The sequence below is a fragment of the Brevibacterium gallinarum genome, assembly GCF_014836885.1.
Lineage (GTDB): Bacteria > Actinomycetota > Actinomycetes > Actinomycetales > Brevibacteriaceae > Brevibacterium > Brevibacterium gallinarum.
On sequence record NZ_JACSPY010000007.1, the window covers coordinates 73628 to 89561 of the forward strand.

Consider the following 15934-nt stretch of genomic DNA (forward strand, 5'->3'; position numbering starts at 1 on the left):
CACTCTACGGAGACTGAGGTGATTCCCAGGAAAATGGTCACGAGACGGGAATGAAACCAAACTTGAGCGCGTTAGACTCAACGTAAGCGACCAGCTGACCGAAAGGAGCCTGCCATGGCTGCAAAGTTCGATCCGATCCGCGATCTCGACCGCTTCTTCTCCGACATCACCCGCACCCCGAACAGCACCGCCCTGCCGATGGACCTGTACCGCGACGGCGATGCCTTCGTCGCCCGCATCGACATGCCCGGTGTCGACCCGTCGAGCATCGATGTCGACGTGCAGGATCGCACGCTGACGGTGCGCGCCGAGCGGACTGCCTCGACCGAGAGCTCCGAGGTGCAGTGGCTCAGCCGTGAGCGCCCGACGGGCACCTTCGCCCGCCAGCTGACGCTGGGCAACCGCATCGCCCTCGACCAGATCACCGCTGCGTACGAGGACGGCGTGCTGCTGCTGACGATCCCGGTCGCAGAAGAGGCCAAGCCGCGCAAGATCTCGGTCAACCACACCCAGCGCGGAGACGTCATCTCCAGCGACGAGACCCAGGCCTGATTCGCTGAGCGCTCCTGCGCCCAGCTCATCACGCCGACGGGCCGCACACCTGAGCAGGTGTGCGGCCCGTTTCGTGTCTCAGCAGCCGGTTCCGAAAAGCACCGGAGCTGTCAGATTCTCAGTCGGTGCTCAGCACGATCTTGCCGAAGCGCAGGTTCGAGTCGAGCTGGGCGTGGGCCGCTGCGGCTTCGTCGAGCGGGTAGACGGAGTCGATGATCGGGTCGATCGAACCGTCTTCGACCATGTCGAGCAGGCCGGCGAAGTCGCGCGGGGATCCCATCGCGGTGCCGAGCACGCGCTTGTGAGCCAGGTACAGGGTGCGGATGTCGAAGTCCTCGACGACTCCCTGGTTCTCTGTCCCGCCGAGGGCGACCACGGCGCCGCCGGGCTTGAGCATCATGACCGATTCCTGCAGCGTCGAGCCCACGGAGTCGAAGACCAGGTCGGCCTCGCCGATCTCGTCGCGCAGGGTCAGCTCCCAGTCGTCGACCGTGTAGTCCACTCCGGCCACAGCGCCGAGTTCCTTGGCCAGGTTGATCTTGTCGTGATTCGACGAGGTCACCGCCACACGCGCACCGGCCTTGACCGCCAGCTGCAGGGCCAGCAGCGAGAGTCCGGAGCCGGCTCCGAGGATGACGACCGTCTGGCCCTGCTTCAGCTGCCCGACGGTGAACAGGGCGCGGTAAGCGGTCACTCCCGACAGGGCCAGCGCACCGGCTTCGGCCCAGGCCATCCGCTTGGGCTTGGGGAACAGATTCTCCTCCGGCACCGCGATGAGCTCGGCATAGGTGCCGTCGCTCGGACCGCCGAGGATGCTGAAGTCCGGGCCGGCGCAGGCATCGGAGCCTCCCCAGTTGAGGGAGGGGAAGACGATGACCTCCTCACCGGTGTCGCGGCGGATGCCGGCGGCATCGGAGCCGAGGATGAGCGGCAGGGGTGGACGGTACTGCGGGCCGGCCCCCTCGCGGATGAGAGCGTCGCGGCGGTTGATGCCGGCCATCTTGACCTCGACGAGAACCTTTCCGTCTGCCTGCGGTTCGGGCAGTTCGGAGCACTGCAGCACCTCCGGTCCGCCGTGCTCAGTGAGCTGGATTCCACGCATGACCTCTCCTTCCTGACTCTGCGTCCATCCTCTCATGGCGGCACTCCCCTGACGCGGGTGGGCGTGCCTGCGACCAGGGGCGTCTCACGTGTCGGTCGGCAGGCGTGAGATGCTCACGAGGCACAGGTAGGGCAGCTCGAATGTCCCGGTGGTGTCGAATCCAGCCTCATGGGCGAGGTAGTCGCGGATATTGGCCTCGACCCGGGCACGGGTGCGGTCGTTCGAACGCAGCCAATACGACCGGGTGGCCGCCAGCTTCACCACGGTGTCGACGGTGACCGTGGTGGTGAACAGGTGCTCCTGCGTCGGCTCGGTGGTGAACCCGGGCCCGAGGCGGGGCTGCCAGCCGGGCCGGTAGACGTCGCCTGCGTGCATGATCCGCGCCAGACGCAGCACCCACTCCAGGCGCACGTCCAGCTGGTTGTTCAGGATCGCCAGCCGGCCGCCGGGGCGCAGCACGCGGGCGATCTCGATACCGGCGGCCTGCGGATCGAACCAGTGCCAGGCCTGGGCGGCGGTGACGAGATCGACCGAGCCATCAGGCAGCGGGATCCCCTCGGCGGTGCCGACGCGGGTCTGGGCGGGATTGCGGGCCAGCAGCTGCTCATCGGGATCGACGGCGGTGAGTGCGGCGACCCGGTCATCGAGGAGCAGGTCGCGGCTCAGCAGACCGGTGCCGGCCCCGAGGTCGCACACGTCGAGCGGCCGGTCGGCGGCACCGGTGAGCACGGCATCGATGGCGGCAGCCGGGTACCCGGGTCGCACAGCGTCGTAGAGTTCGGCGGTCGTGCCGAATCGGCGCCCGTGCGCTGTCCGCGCCTGCTGCGAGATCTTCGGGCCTGCTCCGCGCCGCTGGGCGCTCTCGGCGGGCTGGGGCGTCACGTCTGCGTCTCCGGCGGCAGGTGGTAGTCGATGACGATGCCCCGGTGATCGGAGCCGGAGATCTCAAGGATCTGCCCGCCGATCGGATGCAGCGCCGCCCGATCGTAGACCTGGTGGTCGATCTGGGCGCCGAGCAGACCCGGCCAGCCTGCGGGCCACGTGCCGGCTCCGGACATCCGCAGGCTGCGGGCTGCGTCAGCGCAGCCGTCCGGCAGTGCGAACGGGGCGTGGTCGAGGGTCGCGTTGAAGTCCCCTGCAACCAGCACGCTGGTGCCGGGCTGGCACAGGCCGGTGGCGGCAGACACGGTGCGCTGCCATTCGTGCTGGAGCAGGCTGCGCTGGATCGGTGCGTGCGTGTGCACGGCATACATGTCTCCGAGCGTGGTGCGCATGCCCACGAAGGCGCGCGAGGCCTCGGGATCGGCAAGCTCCTCCGGCTGCAGGGAGTTGTGCACGGCGAGCACGGTGCCGGCCTCACCGTCGAAGACCGCCCGGTGGGCGATGCGGTAGTTCCCGTCGAGACCGCGCTGCTTCAGCGCATCGATGAGTGTCTGCCGGTCGGTCTCCTGCAGAGCGATGACCTCTGCTCCCCTGGCATCGGGTCCGAGCACGTCATCAAGACTGCCGGCGCCGAAGAACAGGTTCGCTGAGATCACCCGCAGGTCACCGGGCACCGAGGGCAGCTGGGCCTGCGGGGTGCCCCCGCGCAGCCCGAGCACACCGAGGCTGACGGCGACGAAGACGAGTGATGCGGCGATGAAGCCGGCGCAGAAGCGCACGCCGCGCCCGATGACGAAGCTCAACGACAGCAGCGCCAGGAACACGATGAGCGCGGCGGTGACCAGCGCCCGGAAGGACTGCAGGTGGGCGATGCCGCTGACAGCACCGAGGCCGAGGAGGTGGGGGAACCACATGAGCACACCGAGCACGACGGCTGTGCTGATGCCCAGCAGGACGGCGATCAGCGGCGACTGGGCGCGAGGGGATCGTGGCACGCCAGTAGTATAGGAGACACCGATCTCGTCGCGCTGTGAGAGGATCCTCCCCATGTCCCTGACTGACCTGTCCCGTTCCGATCTCGAGGCTGCGCTGGAGCAGGCTCACGCCGACTATGAAGCGTTCGCTGGGCGCGGACTCGCCCTCGACATCACGCGCGGGAAGCCATCGGCCGAACAGCTCGATCTGGCCGCGGACCTGCTGACGAACGTCACCGCCGATGACTGCCTCTCCCCCAGCGGCGTCGATGTGCGCAACTACGGCGGGCTGGACGGGCTCATCGAGCTGCGGGAGATCTTCGGTCAGCTGCTCAGGGTCCCTGCGCCACAGCTGCTGGCACAGGGGAACTCCTCACTGACGCTCATGCATCAGGCGCTGAGCTTCGCCTGCCTGTTCGGCACCTCAGCCGGCACCACCCCGTGGGCCCAGCAGCCGCGCCGCATCCTGTGCCCGGTGCCCGGTTACGATCGTCACTTCGACCTCGCGGAGGCGCTCGGCTTCGAGCTCGTCTCCGTGGCGATGGACGATGAGGGCCCGGTCCTCGAGCAGGTCGAGGAGCTGGTGGCCACCGACCCGACGATCAAGGGCATGTGGCTGGTGCCGATGTACTCGAATCCGACCGGCATCACCATCAGCGCCGAGCGCGCACGCAGGCTCGTGGCGATGAAGACAGCGGCAGAGGACTTCAAGCTGCTGTGGGACAACGCCTACGCCCTGCACCACCTGCGCCAGCCGCATGCCGAGGTGCTCGACATCCTGTCTCTGGCCGCCGAGGCCGGCAACCCGGACCGGGTGTGGATCTTCGCCTCGACATCGAAGGTCACCCATGCCGGTGCTGGGGTGGCGTTCTTCGGCGCCTCGGATGCCGAAATCTCCTGGTTCACCGGTCATCTCGCGGCTGCCTCGATCGGGCCCGACAAGGTCAACCAGCTGCGTCATCTGCGCTTCTTCGGCGATGCTGACGGTGTCGTCGACCATATGGTCAAGCATGCTGAGATCCTGCGCCCGAAGTTCGAGGCGGTCACCCGGATCCTCGGCCAGCGCCTGGGCGACGATGACATCGCGACATGGACGGACCCCAACGGCGGGTACTTCGTCACCGTGTCCGTCATGCCCGGCACTGCCGACCGGGTCGTCAAGCTCGCCGCCGAGGCCGGAGTCAAACTCACCCCAGCTGGGTCGACCCACCCGTACAAGCTCGATCCGGACAACGCCGTCATCCGGGTGGCCCCGTCGATGCCGACGCTGGAGGACGTCGAAACCGCTGTGGAGGGCTTCGCCGCCTGCGTGCGGCTGGCCGCCTGCGAGAAGCTGCTCGCCGAAGACTGACCCGGCAGACGACAGCGCGGGTGCAGAGGATCATCCTCTGCACCCGCGCTGTCGTCTGTCAGCCGGTGGCCGCCGGGCTGTTCAGGCTGGGCTCACCAGTCGTAGAAGCCCTTGCCGGTCTTGGCGCCGAGCAGGCCGCCGTCGACCATGCGCGAGAGCAGGACCGGCGGTTTGGCAGCCGGGTCCCCGGTCTCGTCGTAGATGCTCTGGCCGACGAACAGGCAGGTGTCGAGGCCGACCATGTCGGCAAGCTTGATCGGGCCCATCGGGTGCGCGCAGCCGTTGACCATCCCGGTGTCGATGTCCTCCTTGCTGGCGTGACCGGATTCGAGCATCCGGATCGCCGAGAACAGGAACGGGATGAGCAGGGCGTTGACGATGAAGCCGGGACGGTCATCGGAGCGGATCGGGGTCTTGCCGAGCACCTGGGTGGAGAACGTCTCGATCTGATCTGCCACCTCGGGGGCGGTGACGACCGAGGAGATGATCTCCACCAGCGGCTGCACCGGGGCGGGGTTGAAGAAGTGGAGGCCGAGGACGCGTTCGGGCCGCGAGGTCGCCTGGGCGAAGCGGATGATCGGCATCGATGAGGTGTTGGAGGCGAGGATCGCCTGCTCATCAGTGACGATGGCGTCGAGTTCGGCGAAGATCTTCTTCTTGATGTCCTCGTTCTCGCTGGCTGCTTCGATGACGAGCTGACGGTCGGCCATCGCGGAGAGCTCGGTGGTGAAGGTGAGCCGGCCGAGGGCCTCGTCGCGTTCCTGCTCGGTCATCTTGCCGCGCTCGACGCCCTTGGCGAAGGACTTCTCGATGCGCTTGCGGCCGGCGGCCACCGCCTCGTCGCTGATGTCGCGGACGACGACGCTCAGGCCGGCGCGGGCGAGCACCTCGGCGATGCCCGATCCCATCAGGCCGCAGCCGATGACTCCTGCACGTTCAATGGTCACTGGTACTCCTTCGATCGTTGTCTGCCCGCCGGGCGCGCTGCCCGGCGGTCTGTCTGTCGGTGCGGCCGGTGGTCTCAGCGGCCTGCCATGAACCAGTCGGTCTGGCGGATCGCCTTGAGTGCCTGTCTGCGGCGTTCGGCCGGCAGGGTTTCGATGTAGACGATGCCGTCGAGGTGCTGGGTTTCGTGCTGCAGCATCTGGGCGAAGACCTCCTCGCCTTCGACGCGGATCTCCTCGCCTTCGACGTTGAGTCCGGTCACAGCGGCGTACTCCCAGCGCGGGGTGGGAAACCACAGTCCCGGCACTGACAGGCAGCCTTCGTCGATATCGCGCAGCTCACCGCCGGTCTCGACGATGACGGGATTGATGACATGGCCGATCCGCCCGTCGAGGTGGTAGGCGAAGATCCGCTTGTCCATCCCGATCTGGGGTGCTGCCACGGCGGCCCGGCCCTCAGGGACTGTGGTGTCCGCGAGGTCCTGGACCATGCGCCGCAGGCGGTCGTCGAAGACCGTCACCTCAGTGCAGCGGGTGCGCAGCACCGGGTCGCCGTAGCAGCGGATGTCACGCTCAGCCATCGACCACCACGACGAGGTCGCCGCCTTCGAGCTGCTGGACTTCGCCGATCGCCACCCGCGAGACGGTGCCGTCGATGTGGCTGGTGATCGAGGCCTCCATCTTCATCGCCTCGATAGTGGCGACGGTCTGTCCGGCCTTGACTTCGTCGCCGACCTTGACCTGCAGGGTCACGACGCCTGCGAACGGGCTGGCGACGTGGCCGGGGTTGGAGGTGTCGGCACGTTCGGCGGTGGCGACGTCGACTTCGATCGAGCGGTCGCGCACGGACATCGGGCGCAGCTGGCCGTTGAGCGTGCACATGACGGTGCGCATGCCGCGGTCGTCAGCGGCGCCGACGGCCTGGACGCCCATGAGCAGCGCCTTGCCCTTCTCGATGATGACGGAGTGCTCTTCGCCTTCGTCGAGTCCGTACAGGTAGGCCTGGGTTTCGAGCACCGACAGGTCGCCGTAGGTCTCCCGCATCCGGTTGAATTCCTTCGTCGGGGCGGGGAACAGCAGCCGGTTGAGGGTCTCCTGGCGGGTGCGGCCGGGTTCGGTGAGCAGTTCGGCGTCGTGTGCGGAGAGATCCTCGGTGGCAGGCTTGTGGGAGCGGCCGTCGAGTGCCTTGGTGCGGAACGGCTCGGGCCAGCCGCCGGGCGGGTCGCCGAGGTCGCCGGAGAGGAAGCCGATGACCGAGTCCGGGATATCGAAGTTCGACGGGTTCTCTGCGAACTCCTTCGGGTCGGCGCCGACTGCGACGAGGTGCAGGGCGAGGTCGCCGACGACCTTCGATGACGGGGTCACCTTGACGAGGTGTCCGAGGATGTCGTCGGCGGCTTCGTACATCGCCTCGATCTCCTCGAACTTCTCCCCCAGGCCCAGTGCGTTGGCCTGCTGGCGCAGGTTCGACAGCTGTCCGCCGGGGATCTCGTGGCGGTAGACGCGTCCGGTCGGTCCCGGCAGGCCGGATTCGAACGGCTTGTAGACGTTGCGCACGGCCTCCCAGTACGGCTCGAGATCCTCGACGCTCTTGAGCGACAGGCCGGTGTCCCGGTCGGTGTGCTCCAGTGCTGCCACGAGCGCGGAGAGCGACGGCTGCGAGGTGGTGCCGGCGACCGAGGCGCTGGCCACGTCGACGGCGTCGGCACCCGCGGCCGAGGCGGCGAGCAGGGTGGCGAGCTGGCCGCCGGCGGTGTCGTGGGTGTGGACGTGGACGGGCAGATCGAAGTTCTCCCGCAGGGCGGTCACCAGCTTGGTGGCCGCTGCTGGGCGGAGCAGTCCTGCCATGTCCTTGATGGCGAGCACGTGGGCGCCGGCTTCGACGATCCGCTCTGCCAGACCCAGGTAGTAATCGAGGGTGTAGAGCTTCTCATCGGGGTTGTTCAGATCCGAGGTGTAGCACAGGGCCACCTCGGCGACGGCCGAGCCGGTGCTGCGCACCGATTCGATGGCCGGGCGCATCTGCTCGACGTCGTTGAGGGCGTCGAAGATGCGGAAGATGTCGACACCGGTGCGGGTGGCCTCGTCGATGAAGGCATCGGTGACCTCCGTCGGATACGGGGTGTAGCCGACGGTGTTGCGGCCGCGCAGCAGCATCTGCAGGTTGATGTTCGGCATCGCCTGACGCAGCTTCGCCAGCCGCTCCCACGGATCTTCGGCCAGGAAGCGCAGCGCCACGTCGTAGGTCGCTCCGCCCCAGCATTCGACCGAGAGCAGCTGCGGGGTCATGCGGGCGACGTACGGGGCGACGTCGAGCAGGTCCTTGGTGCGCACGCGGGTGGCCAGCAGCGACTGGTGCGCATCGCGGAAGGACGTGTCGGTCACCGCGAGGGTCTTCTCCTCGCGCAGACGCTGGGCGAATCCTTCGGGGCCGAGCTCGTCGAGCGTCTGCTTCCAGCCGGCTGCCGGGTCACCGTCGAAGGACACCTCCGGAAGCTTCTCGCTCGGGCTCAGGTAGACCGGCGAGTCGCCGTTGGGCTTGTTGACGGTGACATCGGCGAGGAACTCCAGCAGCTTCGAGCCGCGGTCGGCGCCGACCTTGGCCTCCAGCAGGTGGGGCCGCTCTTCGATGAAGGTCGTCGACAGGTCTCCGCGCATGAAGGCGGGGTCGTCGAGCACCGCGCGCAGGAAGCCGATGTTGGTTGCCACACCGCGGATCCGGAACTCGGCGATGGCACGGCGGGCGCGGTTGACGGCCTGTTCGAAGTCGCGGCCGCGGGTGGTGCACTTGACGAGCATCGAATCGAAGTGAGCCGAGACCTCCGCGCCAGCGTAGACGGTGCCGCCGTCGAGGCGCACACCGGCGCCGCCGGCGGAACGGTAGGCGGTGATGGTGCCGGTGTCGGGACGGAACGAGTTCGCCGGGTCCTCGGTGGTGATGCGGCACTGCAGGGCCGCACCCTTGATGCGCAGCGAATCCTGGGTCAGCCCGAGGTCGGCCAGTGACTCACCGGCGGCGATGCGCATCTGGGACTGCACGAGGTCGACGTCGGTGATCTCCTCGGTGACGGTGTGCTCGACCTGGATGCGCGGGTTCATCTCGATGAAGGCGTGCTTGCCGGAGCGCGGTCCTTCGGTCTCGAGGAGGAACTCGACAGTGCCGGCGTTCTGGTAGCCCAGCGCCCGGGCGAAGGCGAGGGCGTCGTTGCGCAGCGCCTCCGCGATCTCCTCGTCGAGGTGCGGGGCCGGGGCGATCTCCACGACCTTCTGGTGGCGGCGCTGGATCGAGCAGTCGCGCTCGAACAGGTGCACGGCCTCGGAGTTGTTGTCGGCCAGCACCTGCACCTCGATGTGGCGGGGGCGCTGCACGGCCTGTTCGATGAACACCGTCGGATCGCCGAAGGCGCCTTCGGCCTCGCGCATCGCGGCCTTGAGCGCGTCGACGAGCTCGGTCTTGTTCGCCACGCGGCGCATGCCGCGTCCGCCGCCGCCGGCGACGGCTTTGACGAACAGGGGGTACTCCATGTCCTCGGCCTCGCCGAGCAGCTGATCGATGTCAGCTGACGGTCGGGTCGAGTCGAGGGTCGGAATGCCGGCACGGCGGGCCGCGTCGAGGGCCTGGACCTTGTTGCCGGCCATTTCGAGCACATCGGCTGAAGGGCCGATGAAGGTCAGTCCGTTCTCCTCACAGGCACGGGCAAGGTCAGGGTTCTCGGAAAGGAATCCGTAACCGGGGTAGATCGCATCGGCGCCGGATTCCTTGGCGACGCGGATCATCTCGTCGACGCTGAGGTAGGCGCGGACGGGATGGCCCTCCTCACCGATCAGGTAGGCTTCGTCGGCCTTGAGCCTATGCTCCGAATTGCGGTCCTCATAGGGGAAGACGGCAACGGTGGAGGCACCGAGTTCGTAGGCGGCACGGAATGCGCGAACCGCGATTTCACCGCGGTTGGCAACGAGAACTTTGGAGAACATCAGGTATGACCGTTCCTCTCGGCGCCGACGGGTGGTCGGCGGAATTCCTTTATCGGTTCCTACTGTACGCAGGGCGGTTTCCGCCGCCGAGCACAGGTTCCAGCTTGCTGCTCCAAGTGTACGGGCAGGCCCGGACGCGGATGTGACCGGCCTGACGTCGGAGCGGTGTCCGTGGTCTTGGCTAGGCTGGCAGCATGCGGATCCTCCACACCTCTGACTGGCATCTGGGTCGCACCTTCTTCGGCGTCGACCAGACCGCAGCTCAGCGTGCGTTCCTCGACCATCTGCTCGACGTCGTCTCAGCTGAGCGCATCGACGCAGTCCTCGTCGCCGGGGACGTCTATGATCGGGCGATCCCACCGGCCGACGCCCTGAGGAACTTCGATGAAACGGTCACTGCGCTCCTCGACTCCGGGGTCCGGGTCATCGCCACCAGCGGCAACCACGACTCGTTCATGCGGCTCGGCCACGGGCGTCGCACCCTCGACCATGCCGGCCTGCACATCCGCACCCGGATCTCCGATCTCACCTGGCCGGTGCTCCTCGGCGGCAGCGCGTCCGCGCCCGAGGCGGTGGTGTACGGCATCCCGTACCTGGAACCCGGGCTGGTGGCCGGGAAGTTCGGCTGCGCCCGCAGCCATGAGGCAGTGCTGAGACATGTCATGGATCTCATCCGCGCCGATCATGCACAGCGCTACCCGCACGCTCTGCTCATCGTCGCAGCCCATGCCTTCGTCGGTGCGCAGTCGCTGGCCAGCGAATCGGAGCGTTCGATCGATGTCGGCGGCGTCTCGATCGTCTCCGCTGACGTCTTCGCCGGGGTCGACTATGCAGCTCTCGGCCATCTGCACCGGCCGCAGGATGTCACCGACGCCGTCCGCTACTCCGGGTCGCCGCTGCCGTACTCCTTCACCGAGGCCACGACACCCAAGCGGATGCTGCTGCTCGACACCTCGGGCCCGGAGCTCAGCGTCGAGAGCATCGACCTGCCTGCTTTCAGCGACGTGCGCACGCTGCGCGGCACCCTGGAGGAGGTGCTCGAATCCGGCCGGTCGGCACGCGCTGATGGCGAGGATCTCACTGAGACCCTCGTGGCTGCCGAGCTGACCGATCCGGCGCGGGTGGCCGGGGCGCTCGGCAGGCTGAAGGAGACTTTCCCGCAGCTCATCAAGATGACCTGGATCAATGCCGCGCAGCCTGCGCACACTCATGAACCGCCAGCGCAGGGTGGCGTCGAACGCTCTGACCGCGAGGTGTTCTCCGACTTCATCTCCCATGTCACCGGGCAGCCGGCTGGCAGCGAGGATCTCGCCCGCTTCGACTCCGCACTGCTGCAGCTGAGAGAGGCCGCGTCATGAGAATGAACTCGCTGCACATGCAGGCCTTCGGCCCGTTCCCCAGCGAGCAGGCTGTCGACTTCGATGAGCTCGGTGCCGATGGCCTGTTCCTCATCAGCGGTCCGACCGGGGCGGGCAAGACGACGATTCTCGATGCGCTCGCCTTCGGGCTCTACGGCACTGTGCCCGGTGCGCGCAGCGATGCCGAGGACTACCGCAGTCATTACGCCGACCCCGACACCCCGACCTACGTCGAGGTGGAGTTCACTGCGCAGTCTCGGCGGTGGAGAGTCCGGCGCAGCCCGCGGTACATGCGTCCGAAGAAGCGCGGCACCGGCATGACCGAGGCGAAGGCGACAGCTGAGCTGTCGGTGTTCAACCCGGAGTCAGGACACTGGGATGGCATCGGGCGCACCGTTTCAGAGGTGCAGGCGGAGATCAACCGGGTGCTCGGGCTCAACGCTGCCCAGTTCATGCAGATCGTGCTGCTGCCCCAAGGGGAGTTCGCCCGTTTCCTGCGCGCAGACCCGATCGAGCGCGAGCCGATCCTCAGGCGCCTGTTCAACACCGAGCACTTCACGCAGCTGGAGACGATTCTCGAAGCCCGCGCCCGGCAGGCACGTGCCGCACTCGAAGCCGTAGCGCAAGAACGGCAGGCGCTCATGCGCCAGGCGCACGGCAGCTGTGGAGAGGATCTGCCGATCACCGCTGCTGCCCATCCCAGCATCGCCGATGTCGATGCTGTGCTCGGGGCGGCTGTCAGTGTTGTGCGCGAACGGATCGAGATCTTCACTGCGCTGCAGCAGTCGGCCCGCGCACGCGCTGCCGGTGCCGAGGCGGCTGCCGAGGCAGCAGCGGCGCGCCTGGCTGAGCGTGGGAAGCTCACACAGCTGCGCAGCCGGCAGGAAGCCTACGCCGCCTCCGCCGACGAGCGAACACAGCTGACTGAGCTGCACCGCCGGGCCCTCGCAGCAGAGCAGGTCGCACCGCACGAGCGTGAAGCCGAACATGCCGCTCAGGAACAGGAAGCGGCACACGAACAGCACACGGCTGCGCTGACGGCGTACAGCACAGAGCTGACCGCACTCCCCCGCAAGCCCGAGAATGCGACTGCCGCGCACATCGTGCAGGCGGCAGCCGACGGCCAGCGAGCGGCGGCCAGCATCGCCACGCACCTGACGCGCGTCGATGAGCTCACGCTGCAGCGCACCCAACTCCAGCAGCAGCAGGCGGCCGCGACCGGCCGGGTCGGCGAACTGGAGGAGAAGGCCGCAGCCCAGAACGCAGCACTCAATGAGCTCAATGCCCGCATCGAGACCCGCGGTGACGTCCAGCAGGAACACGACCGGCTCAACCGCGCGCTGGAAGCTGCTGAAGTCCGCCAGCAGCGCAGCGACGAGATCACCGCTGCCCAGCAGCAGCTCGACGAGCAGCAGCAAACGCTGAAGGCCAGGCAGGACGAGGAAGCCGCCGCGCAGCACGCCTATGCCCGGATCCGTGCGACCCGGCTGGCCGGCATCGCAGCCGAACTCGCCGCTGAGCTGACACCGGGTCACACATGCCCGGTCTGCGGGTCCGCCGAACATCCCGCCCCGGCAGAGCCCCGCGACGACACGGTGACGAAGGCCGACGAGGACGCCGCGCTGCACGCGTGGACGCAGGCACAGAGCGCCGCCAACACCGCACGCAGCACGCTGGCGGAGACGCGGGCCCGGATCACAGCCCTGACCCACAGCCTCGGCGAGCTGGCAGGCGAGGAGGCATCCGGCGCAGTTGCCGAACTCACTCAGGCGCGCGACACCGCCGCGCAGACCCTGCGCGAGCTCGAGCAGTTACGCACGAAGCGCGACGAGCTGCGGCAGAACCGGGCCGCGCTCGAACAGCAGCAGGCCGCAGCACGTGAGCATGCGCAGGCCTGCGCCACCGAATTGTCAGCAGTCGAGGGCCAGCTGAAGCAGCTCGATGACGTCGTCTCAGGCGACCAGGAAGCGGCCCTGCATCCGTTCGGCTTCGAAGCTCCCAGCACCTCAGCAGCTGCGGAGGAATGCGCAGCACAGCTGCAGCGTCTGCGCGATGCCGGCGAGACGCTGATCCAGGCGCAGACGAAGCGAGAGGCTGCAGCCGCGGAGTCAGCTCAACGCCGTGACGCGTTTGCGACAGCACGTGCTGAGGCAGGGTTCGCCGACAGAAGCGAGTATCAGCAGGCCCGCCAGATCGATCGGGCCGCTGTCGAGAAGACTCTGCGCGCCGCTGCCGATGAAGCGGCCCGCATCGCAGAGCTGAAAAGCCAGGACTGGTACACATCCGCAAGCGCTGACACCGCATCAGACGAAGAGCTGGCAGACTGTGTCGCGATTACAGCGGAGCAGCGCACGGCGGCATCCTCTGACGCGGAGCATCTCGGTCAGCTGGTGGCGGTGCACCGGCATGACGCGGCGGATCTCATCCAGTTGCGCGAGCGCTTCATGCAGACTGCTGGTGAGGTGGAAGCTGAGGTCGCACAGCGTCGCGGAGACGTCGCGCTAGACGGCATCGTGCGGGCCACCTCCGCTGACAACCTCCAACGGCTGCCGTTGAGCTCGTATGCACTGCTGTCGCTTTTCGTTGAAGTCGCACACAATGCGTCCGAACGTCTGCAGACGATGAGCGGCGGTCGGTTCACGCTCATCCACGACCTCTCCCTGCACCGACGGGAGAAGCGCGCCGGCCTCGGCCTGCAAGTGCTCGATACGTTCACCGACGAACCGCGCGATCCCCGCTCACTCTCCGGAGGTGAGACATTCATGGCCTCATTGGCCCTGGCGCTCGGGCTGGCCGACACCGTGGCGGCCGCAGCCGGCGGCATCAGATTGGATTCGCTGTTCATCGACGAAGGATTCGGGTCGCTCGATCCCGACGCACTGGCCCAAGTGATGGAAGTCCTGGACGAGCTGCGCGCAGGTGGCCGCTGCGTCGGAGTCATCTCCCACGTGCAGTCCATGCTCCAGTCGATTCCCCAGCAGCTGCGCATCGAGCGAAGCCCCACCGGGTCGACGATCACACACCGCTCCTCCCCCGACAGTTGAGGGCGCTTGCTCCAAGGTCAGACCGCCTGAGCCCGGCACAACTGGTGATCTGTTCAAACTGGTGGCCACCTGCCGGGCGATGTCCGTGACCGCGATGTGCAGATCGGATACCGTAAGAGTGTGCTTGTGCTCAGCGTCTCTAGTCTTAAAGGTGGGGTCGGAAAGACCTCGGTGACCCTCGGTTTGGCCTCTGCTGCCTACAGCCGCGGCATCCCGACCCTGGTGATCGATATGGATCCCCAGGCGGATGCCTCGACAGGTCTCGACATTCCCGTGCGCACCGAAGTCGACATCGCCGACGTGCTCGCTGCACCGCGCAAGCGAATTCTCGAACGCGCCGTCGTCCCCAGCGGATGGGTCGGCGATCAGCGTGGACATATCGACGTGATCTCCGGGTCACCGCGCGCGGCTGAGTTCGACCAGCCCACCTTGTCGCTGCGCTACCTGCGCCGACTGTCGGAAGCCATCCATAAGGCCGGCACCGGCTACCGTCTCGTCCTCATTGACTGCCCGCCATCGCTCAACGGCCTCACCCGCGCTGCCTGGACCGCCAGCAGCCGTGTGCTCATCGTGACCGAACCCGGGCTCTTCTCCGTCGCAGCCGCCGACCGCGCACTGCGCGCCACCGACGAACTGCGCCGCCGCACCGCTAGCGACCTGCAGCCGCTGGGAATCGTCGTCAATCGCGCCAGGCTGCAGTCCCGCGAGCACTCCTACCGCATCGAAGAGCTGCGCGAGATGTTCGGCCCACTGGTGGTCAACCCGCCGATTCCCGAACGCACTGTGCTGCAGCAGGCTCAGGGATCAGCGCGGCCAATCCACTCCTGGCCAGGCAAGCCGGCAGCTGAGCTCGCCGCAGCCTTCGATAAGATCCTCGACCGCGCGCTGCGCTCCGAACGCATCCGCCGCAAAGCAGACGCCAAGGCCACCCCCGCGTCTTCAACCGCAGCAGCCGACAGCTCTGGCGATACTCAGAAGCCCGAAGCAGACGCCGCACCAGACGAGCGTCCGACGACGCCGCAGAAGAATGTCGGTGATCAGGATCGCGCAGGCGCGGTTGAAGAGCCCGCGACTCAACCGGCAGAACCCAGCACCAGCACACCTGTTGAAAAGAGCGAAGAGAGTCTGAAGCCGACAGACATCGACGCCGGACATGACTCGGCTTCAAACGGGCAGAACGAGCCCGATGAGCCAGCCGAGCAGAACCGCGACGAAGACGAGAAGCGCTCGGCAGCGCCAACTGAGTCCGATTCAGGCGAAGAAGCCCGTTCGTCGAAGGAACAGGACGCAAAGGGCACGCCAGAAGCCTCGACCGCGGCTGACGCAGAAAGCGGCCCTGCTTCAGCCGCTGAAATAAAGGCGCGTGAAGAGAGCCCGTCCCAGACCATCGGCGTCCGCCCGCAGTCACCGATGGGAGCACAGCCACCGAAGCCGCGTTCAGCTCCGACCGTCGGCAGCCAGCCCACCGGGTCGACAACGGTGTCAGCGCAACCCGCCCAGCCGTCGTCACAGCAGGACGATTCGGGCGTCGAAACTGCCGCTATGCCTCTCGTCGATACTGATACCGGCCCAGCTCAGATCCACGAGCCCGCCGGAGGCGAAGAAGCGTTCCTCACCCGGCGCGAGCTGCGTGAGCGCCGTGAACGTGAGAAGAGCAGCAAGCGCAAGTGGTTCGGACGCTGAGCGCCTGAGCGAGGCAGTCGCGAATCCGGCAACTCGTTGCTCATTCATTAGTGAAGCGGGGGGGGGGGG

General features: G+C 67.4%; 11 protein-coding genes. 5 read left to right on the top strand and 6 right to left on the bottom strand.

The annotated features are described in order from the left end of the window. Nucleotides 1-114: 114 nt before the first annotated feature. Nucleotides 115-552, top strand: coding sequence for an Hsp20/alpha crystallin family protein (locus H9634_RS08555; RefSeq protein WP_191726274.1), 438 nt, complete (start codon nucleotides 115-117; stop codon nucleotides 550-552). 118 nt (nucleotides 553-670) lie between these two features. On the opposite strand, the gene H9634_RS08560 is transcribed toward H9634_RS08555, so the two are convergent. The 3 genes from H9634_RS08560 to H9634_RS08570 form a co-directional block, all read right to left on the bottom strand. Then, nucleotides 671-1654, bottom strand: a complete 984-nt coding sequence (locus H9634_RS08560; RefSeq protein WP_191726275.1) for a quinone oxidoreductase family protein — start codon at nucleotides 1652-1654, stop codon at nucleotides 671-673. An 84-nt stretch (nucleotides 1655-1738) separates the two neighbouring features. After that, the gene (locus tag H9634_RS08565) at nucleotides 1739-2536 is read right to left on the bottom strand and encodes a class I SAM-dependent methyltransferase (protein WP_318245053.1); all 798 of its coding nucleotides are present in this window, start codon (nucleotides 2534-2536) and stop codon (nucleotides 1739-1741) included. Then, on the bottom strand, nucleotides 2533-3531 hold the full coding sequence (locus H9634_RS08570; protein WP_191726276.1) for an endonuclease/exonuclease/phosphatase family protein: 999 nt from the start codon (nucleotides 3529-3531) through the stop codon (nucleotides 2533-2535). Before H9634_RS08570 ends, H9634_RS08565 begins: the two co-directional genes overlap by 4 nt. 52 nt (nucleotides 3532-3583) lie before the next feature. Here H9634_RS08570 and H9634_RS08575 point away from each other — a divergent pair, with 52 nt between their 5' ends. After that, a complete protein-coding gene (locus tag H9634_RS08575) occupies nucleotides 3584-4861 on the top strand; it encodes an aminotransferase class I/II-fold pyridoxal phosphate-dependent enzyme (protein ID WP_191726277.1) in 1278 nt (425 codons plus the stop codon). 92 nt (nucleotides 4862-4953) lie between these two features. Here H9634_RS08575 and H9634_RS08580 read toward each other — a convergent pair whose 3' ends face one another. From H9634_RS08580 to H9634_RS08590, 3 genes are all read right to left on the bottom strand, one after another. After that, a complete protein-coding gene (locus tag H9634_RS08580) occupies nucleotides 4954-5808 on the bottom strand; it encodes a 3-hydroxybutyryl-CoA dehydrogenase (protein WP_191726278.1) in 855 nt (284 codons plus the stop codon). A 74-nt stretch (nucleotides 5809-5882) separates the two neighbouring features. Further along, nucleotides 5883-6386 carry a peptide deformylase gene (locus tag H9634_RS08585; RefSeq protein ID WP_191726279.1) on the bottom strand — a complete coding sequence of 168 codons (504 nt, stop codon included), beginning with the start codon at nucleotides 6384-6386 and terminating at the stop codon, nucleotides 5883-5885. Further along, nucleotides 6379-9780 (bottom strand): pyruvate carboxylase, encoded by a 3402-nt coding sequence (locus tag H9634_RS08590; RefSeq protein ID WP_191726280.1) that lies wholly within the window; start codon nucleotides 9778-9780, stop codon nucleotides 6379-6381. Before H9634_RS08590 ends, H9634_RS08585 begins: the two co-directional genes overlap by 8 nt. Nucleotides 9781-9974: 194 nt before the next feature. Here H9634_RS08590 and H9634_RS08595 point away from each other — a divergent pair, with 194 nt between their 5' ends. From H9634_RS08595 to H9634_RS14885, 3 genes are all read left to right on the top strand, one after another. Beyond that, nucleotides 9975-11138: an exonuclease SbcCD subunit D gene (locus H9634_RS08595; protein WP_191726281.1), complete on the top strand. Its 1164-nt coding sequence runs from the start codon at nucleotides 9975-9977 to the stop codon at nucleotides 11136-11138. A gap of 2 nt (nucleotides 11139-11140) precedes the next feature. Further along, a complete protein-coding gene (locus H9634_RS08600; RefSeq protein WP_191726282.1) occupies nucleotides 11141-14182 on the top strand; it encodes an AAA family ATPase in 3042 nt (1013 codons plus the stop codon). Nucleotides 14183-14353: 171 nt separating this feature from the next. Next, complete coding sequence (locus tag H9634_RS14885; RefSeq protein WP_404801681.1) at nucleotides 14354-15865, top strand: ParA family protein; 1512 nt, start codon at nucleotides 14354-14356, stop codon at nucleotides 15863-15865. Nucleotides 15866-15934 lie beyond the last annotated feature (69 nt).

Coding starts and splice junctions, on each gene's coding strand:
- H9634_RS08595 (WP_191726281.1), top strand. CDS start 9,975: ATGCGGATCCTCCACACCTCTGACTGGCATCTGGGTCGCACCTTCTTC.
- H9634_RS08575 (WP_191726277.1), top strand. CDS start 3,584: ATGTCCCTGACTGACCTGTCCCGTTCCGATCTCGAGGCTGCGCTGGAG.
- H9634_RS08590 (WP_191726280.1), bottom strand. CDS start 9,780: ATGTTCTCCAAAGTTCTCGTTGCCAACCGCGGTGAAATCGCGGTTCGC.
- H9634_RS08600 (WP_191726282.1), top strand. CDS start 11,141: ATGAACTCGCTGCACATGCAGGCCTTCGGCCCGTTCCCCAGCGAGCAG.
- H9634_RS08560 (WP_191726275.1), bottom strand. CDS start 1,654: ATGCGTGGAATCCAGCTCACTGAGCACGGCGGACCGGAGGTGCTGCAG.
- H9634_RS08585 (WP_191726279.1), bottom strand. CDS start 6,386: ATGGCTGAGCGTGACATCCGCTGCTACGGCGACCCGGTGCTGCGCACC.
- H9634_RS08555 (WP_191726274.1), top strand. CDS start 115: ATGGCTGCAAAGTTCGATCCGATCCGCGATCTCGACCGCTTCTTCTCC.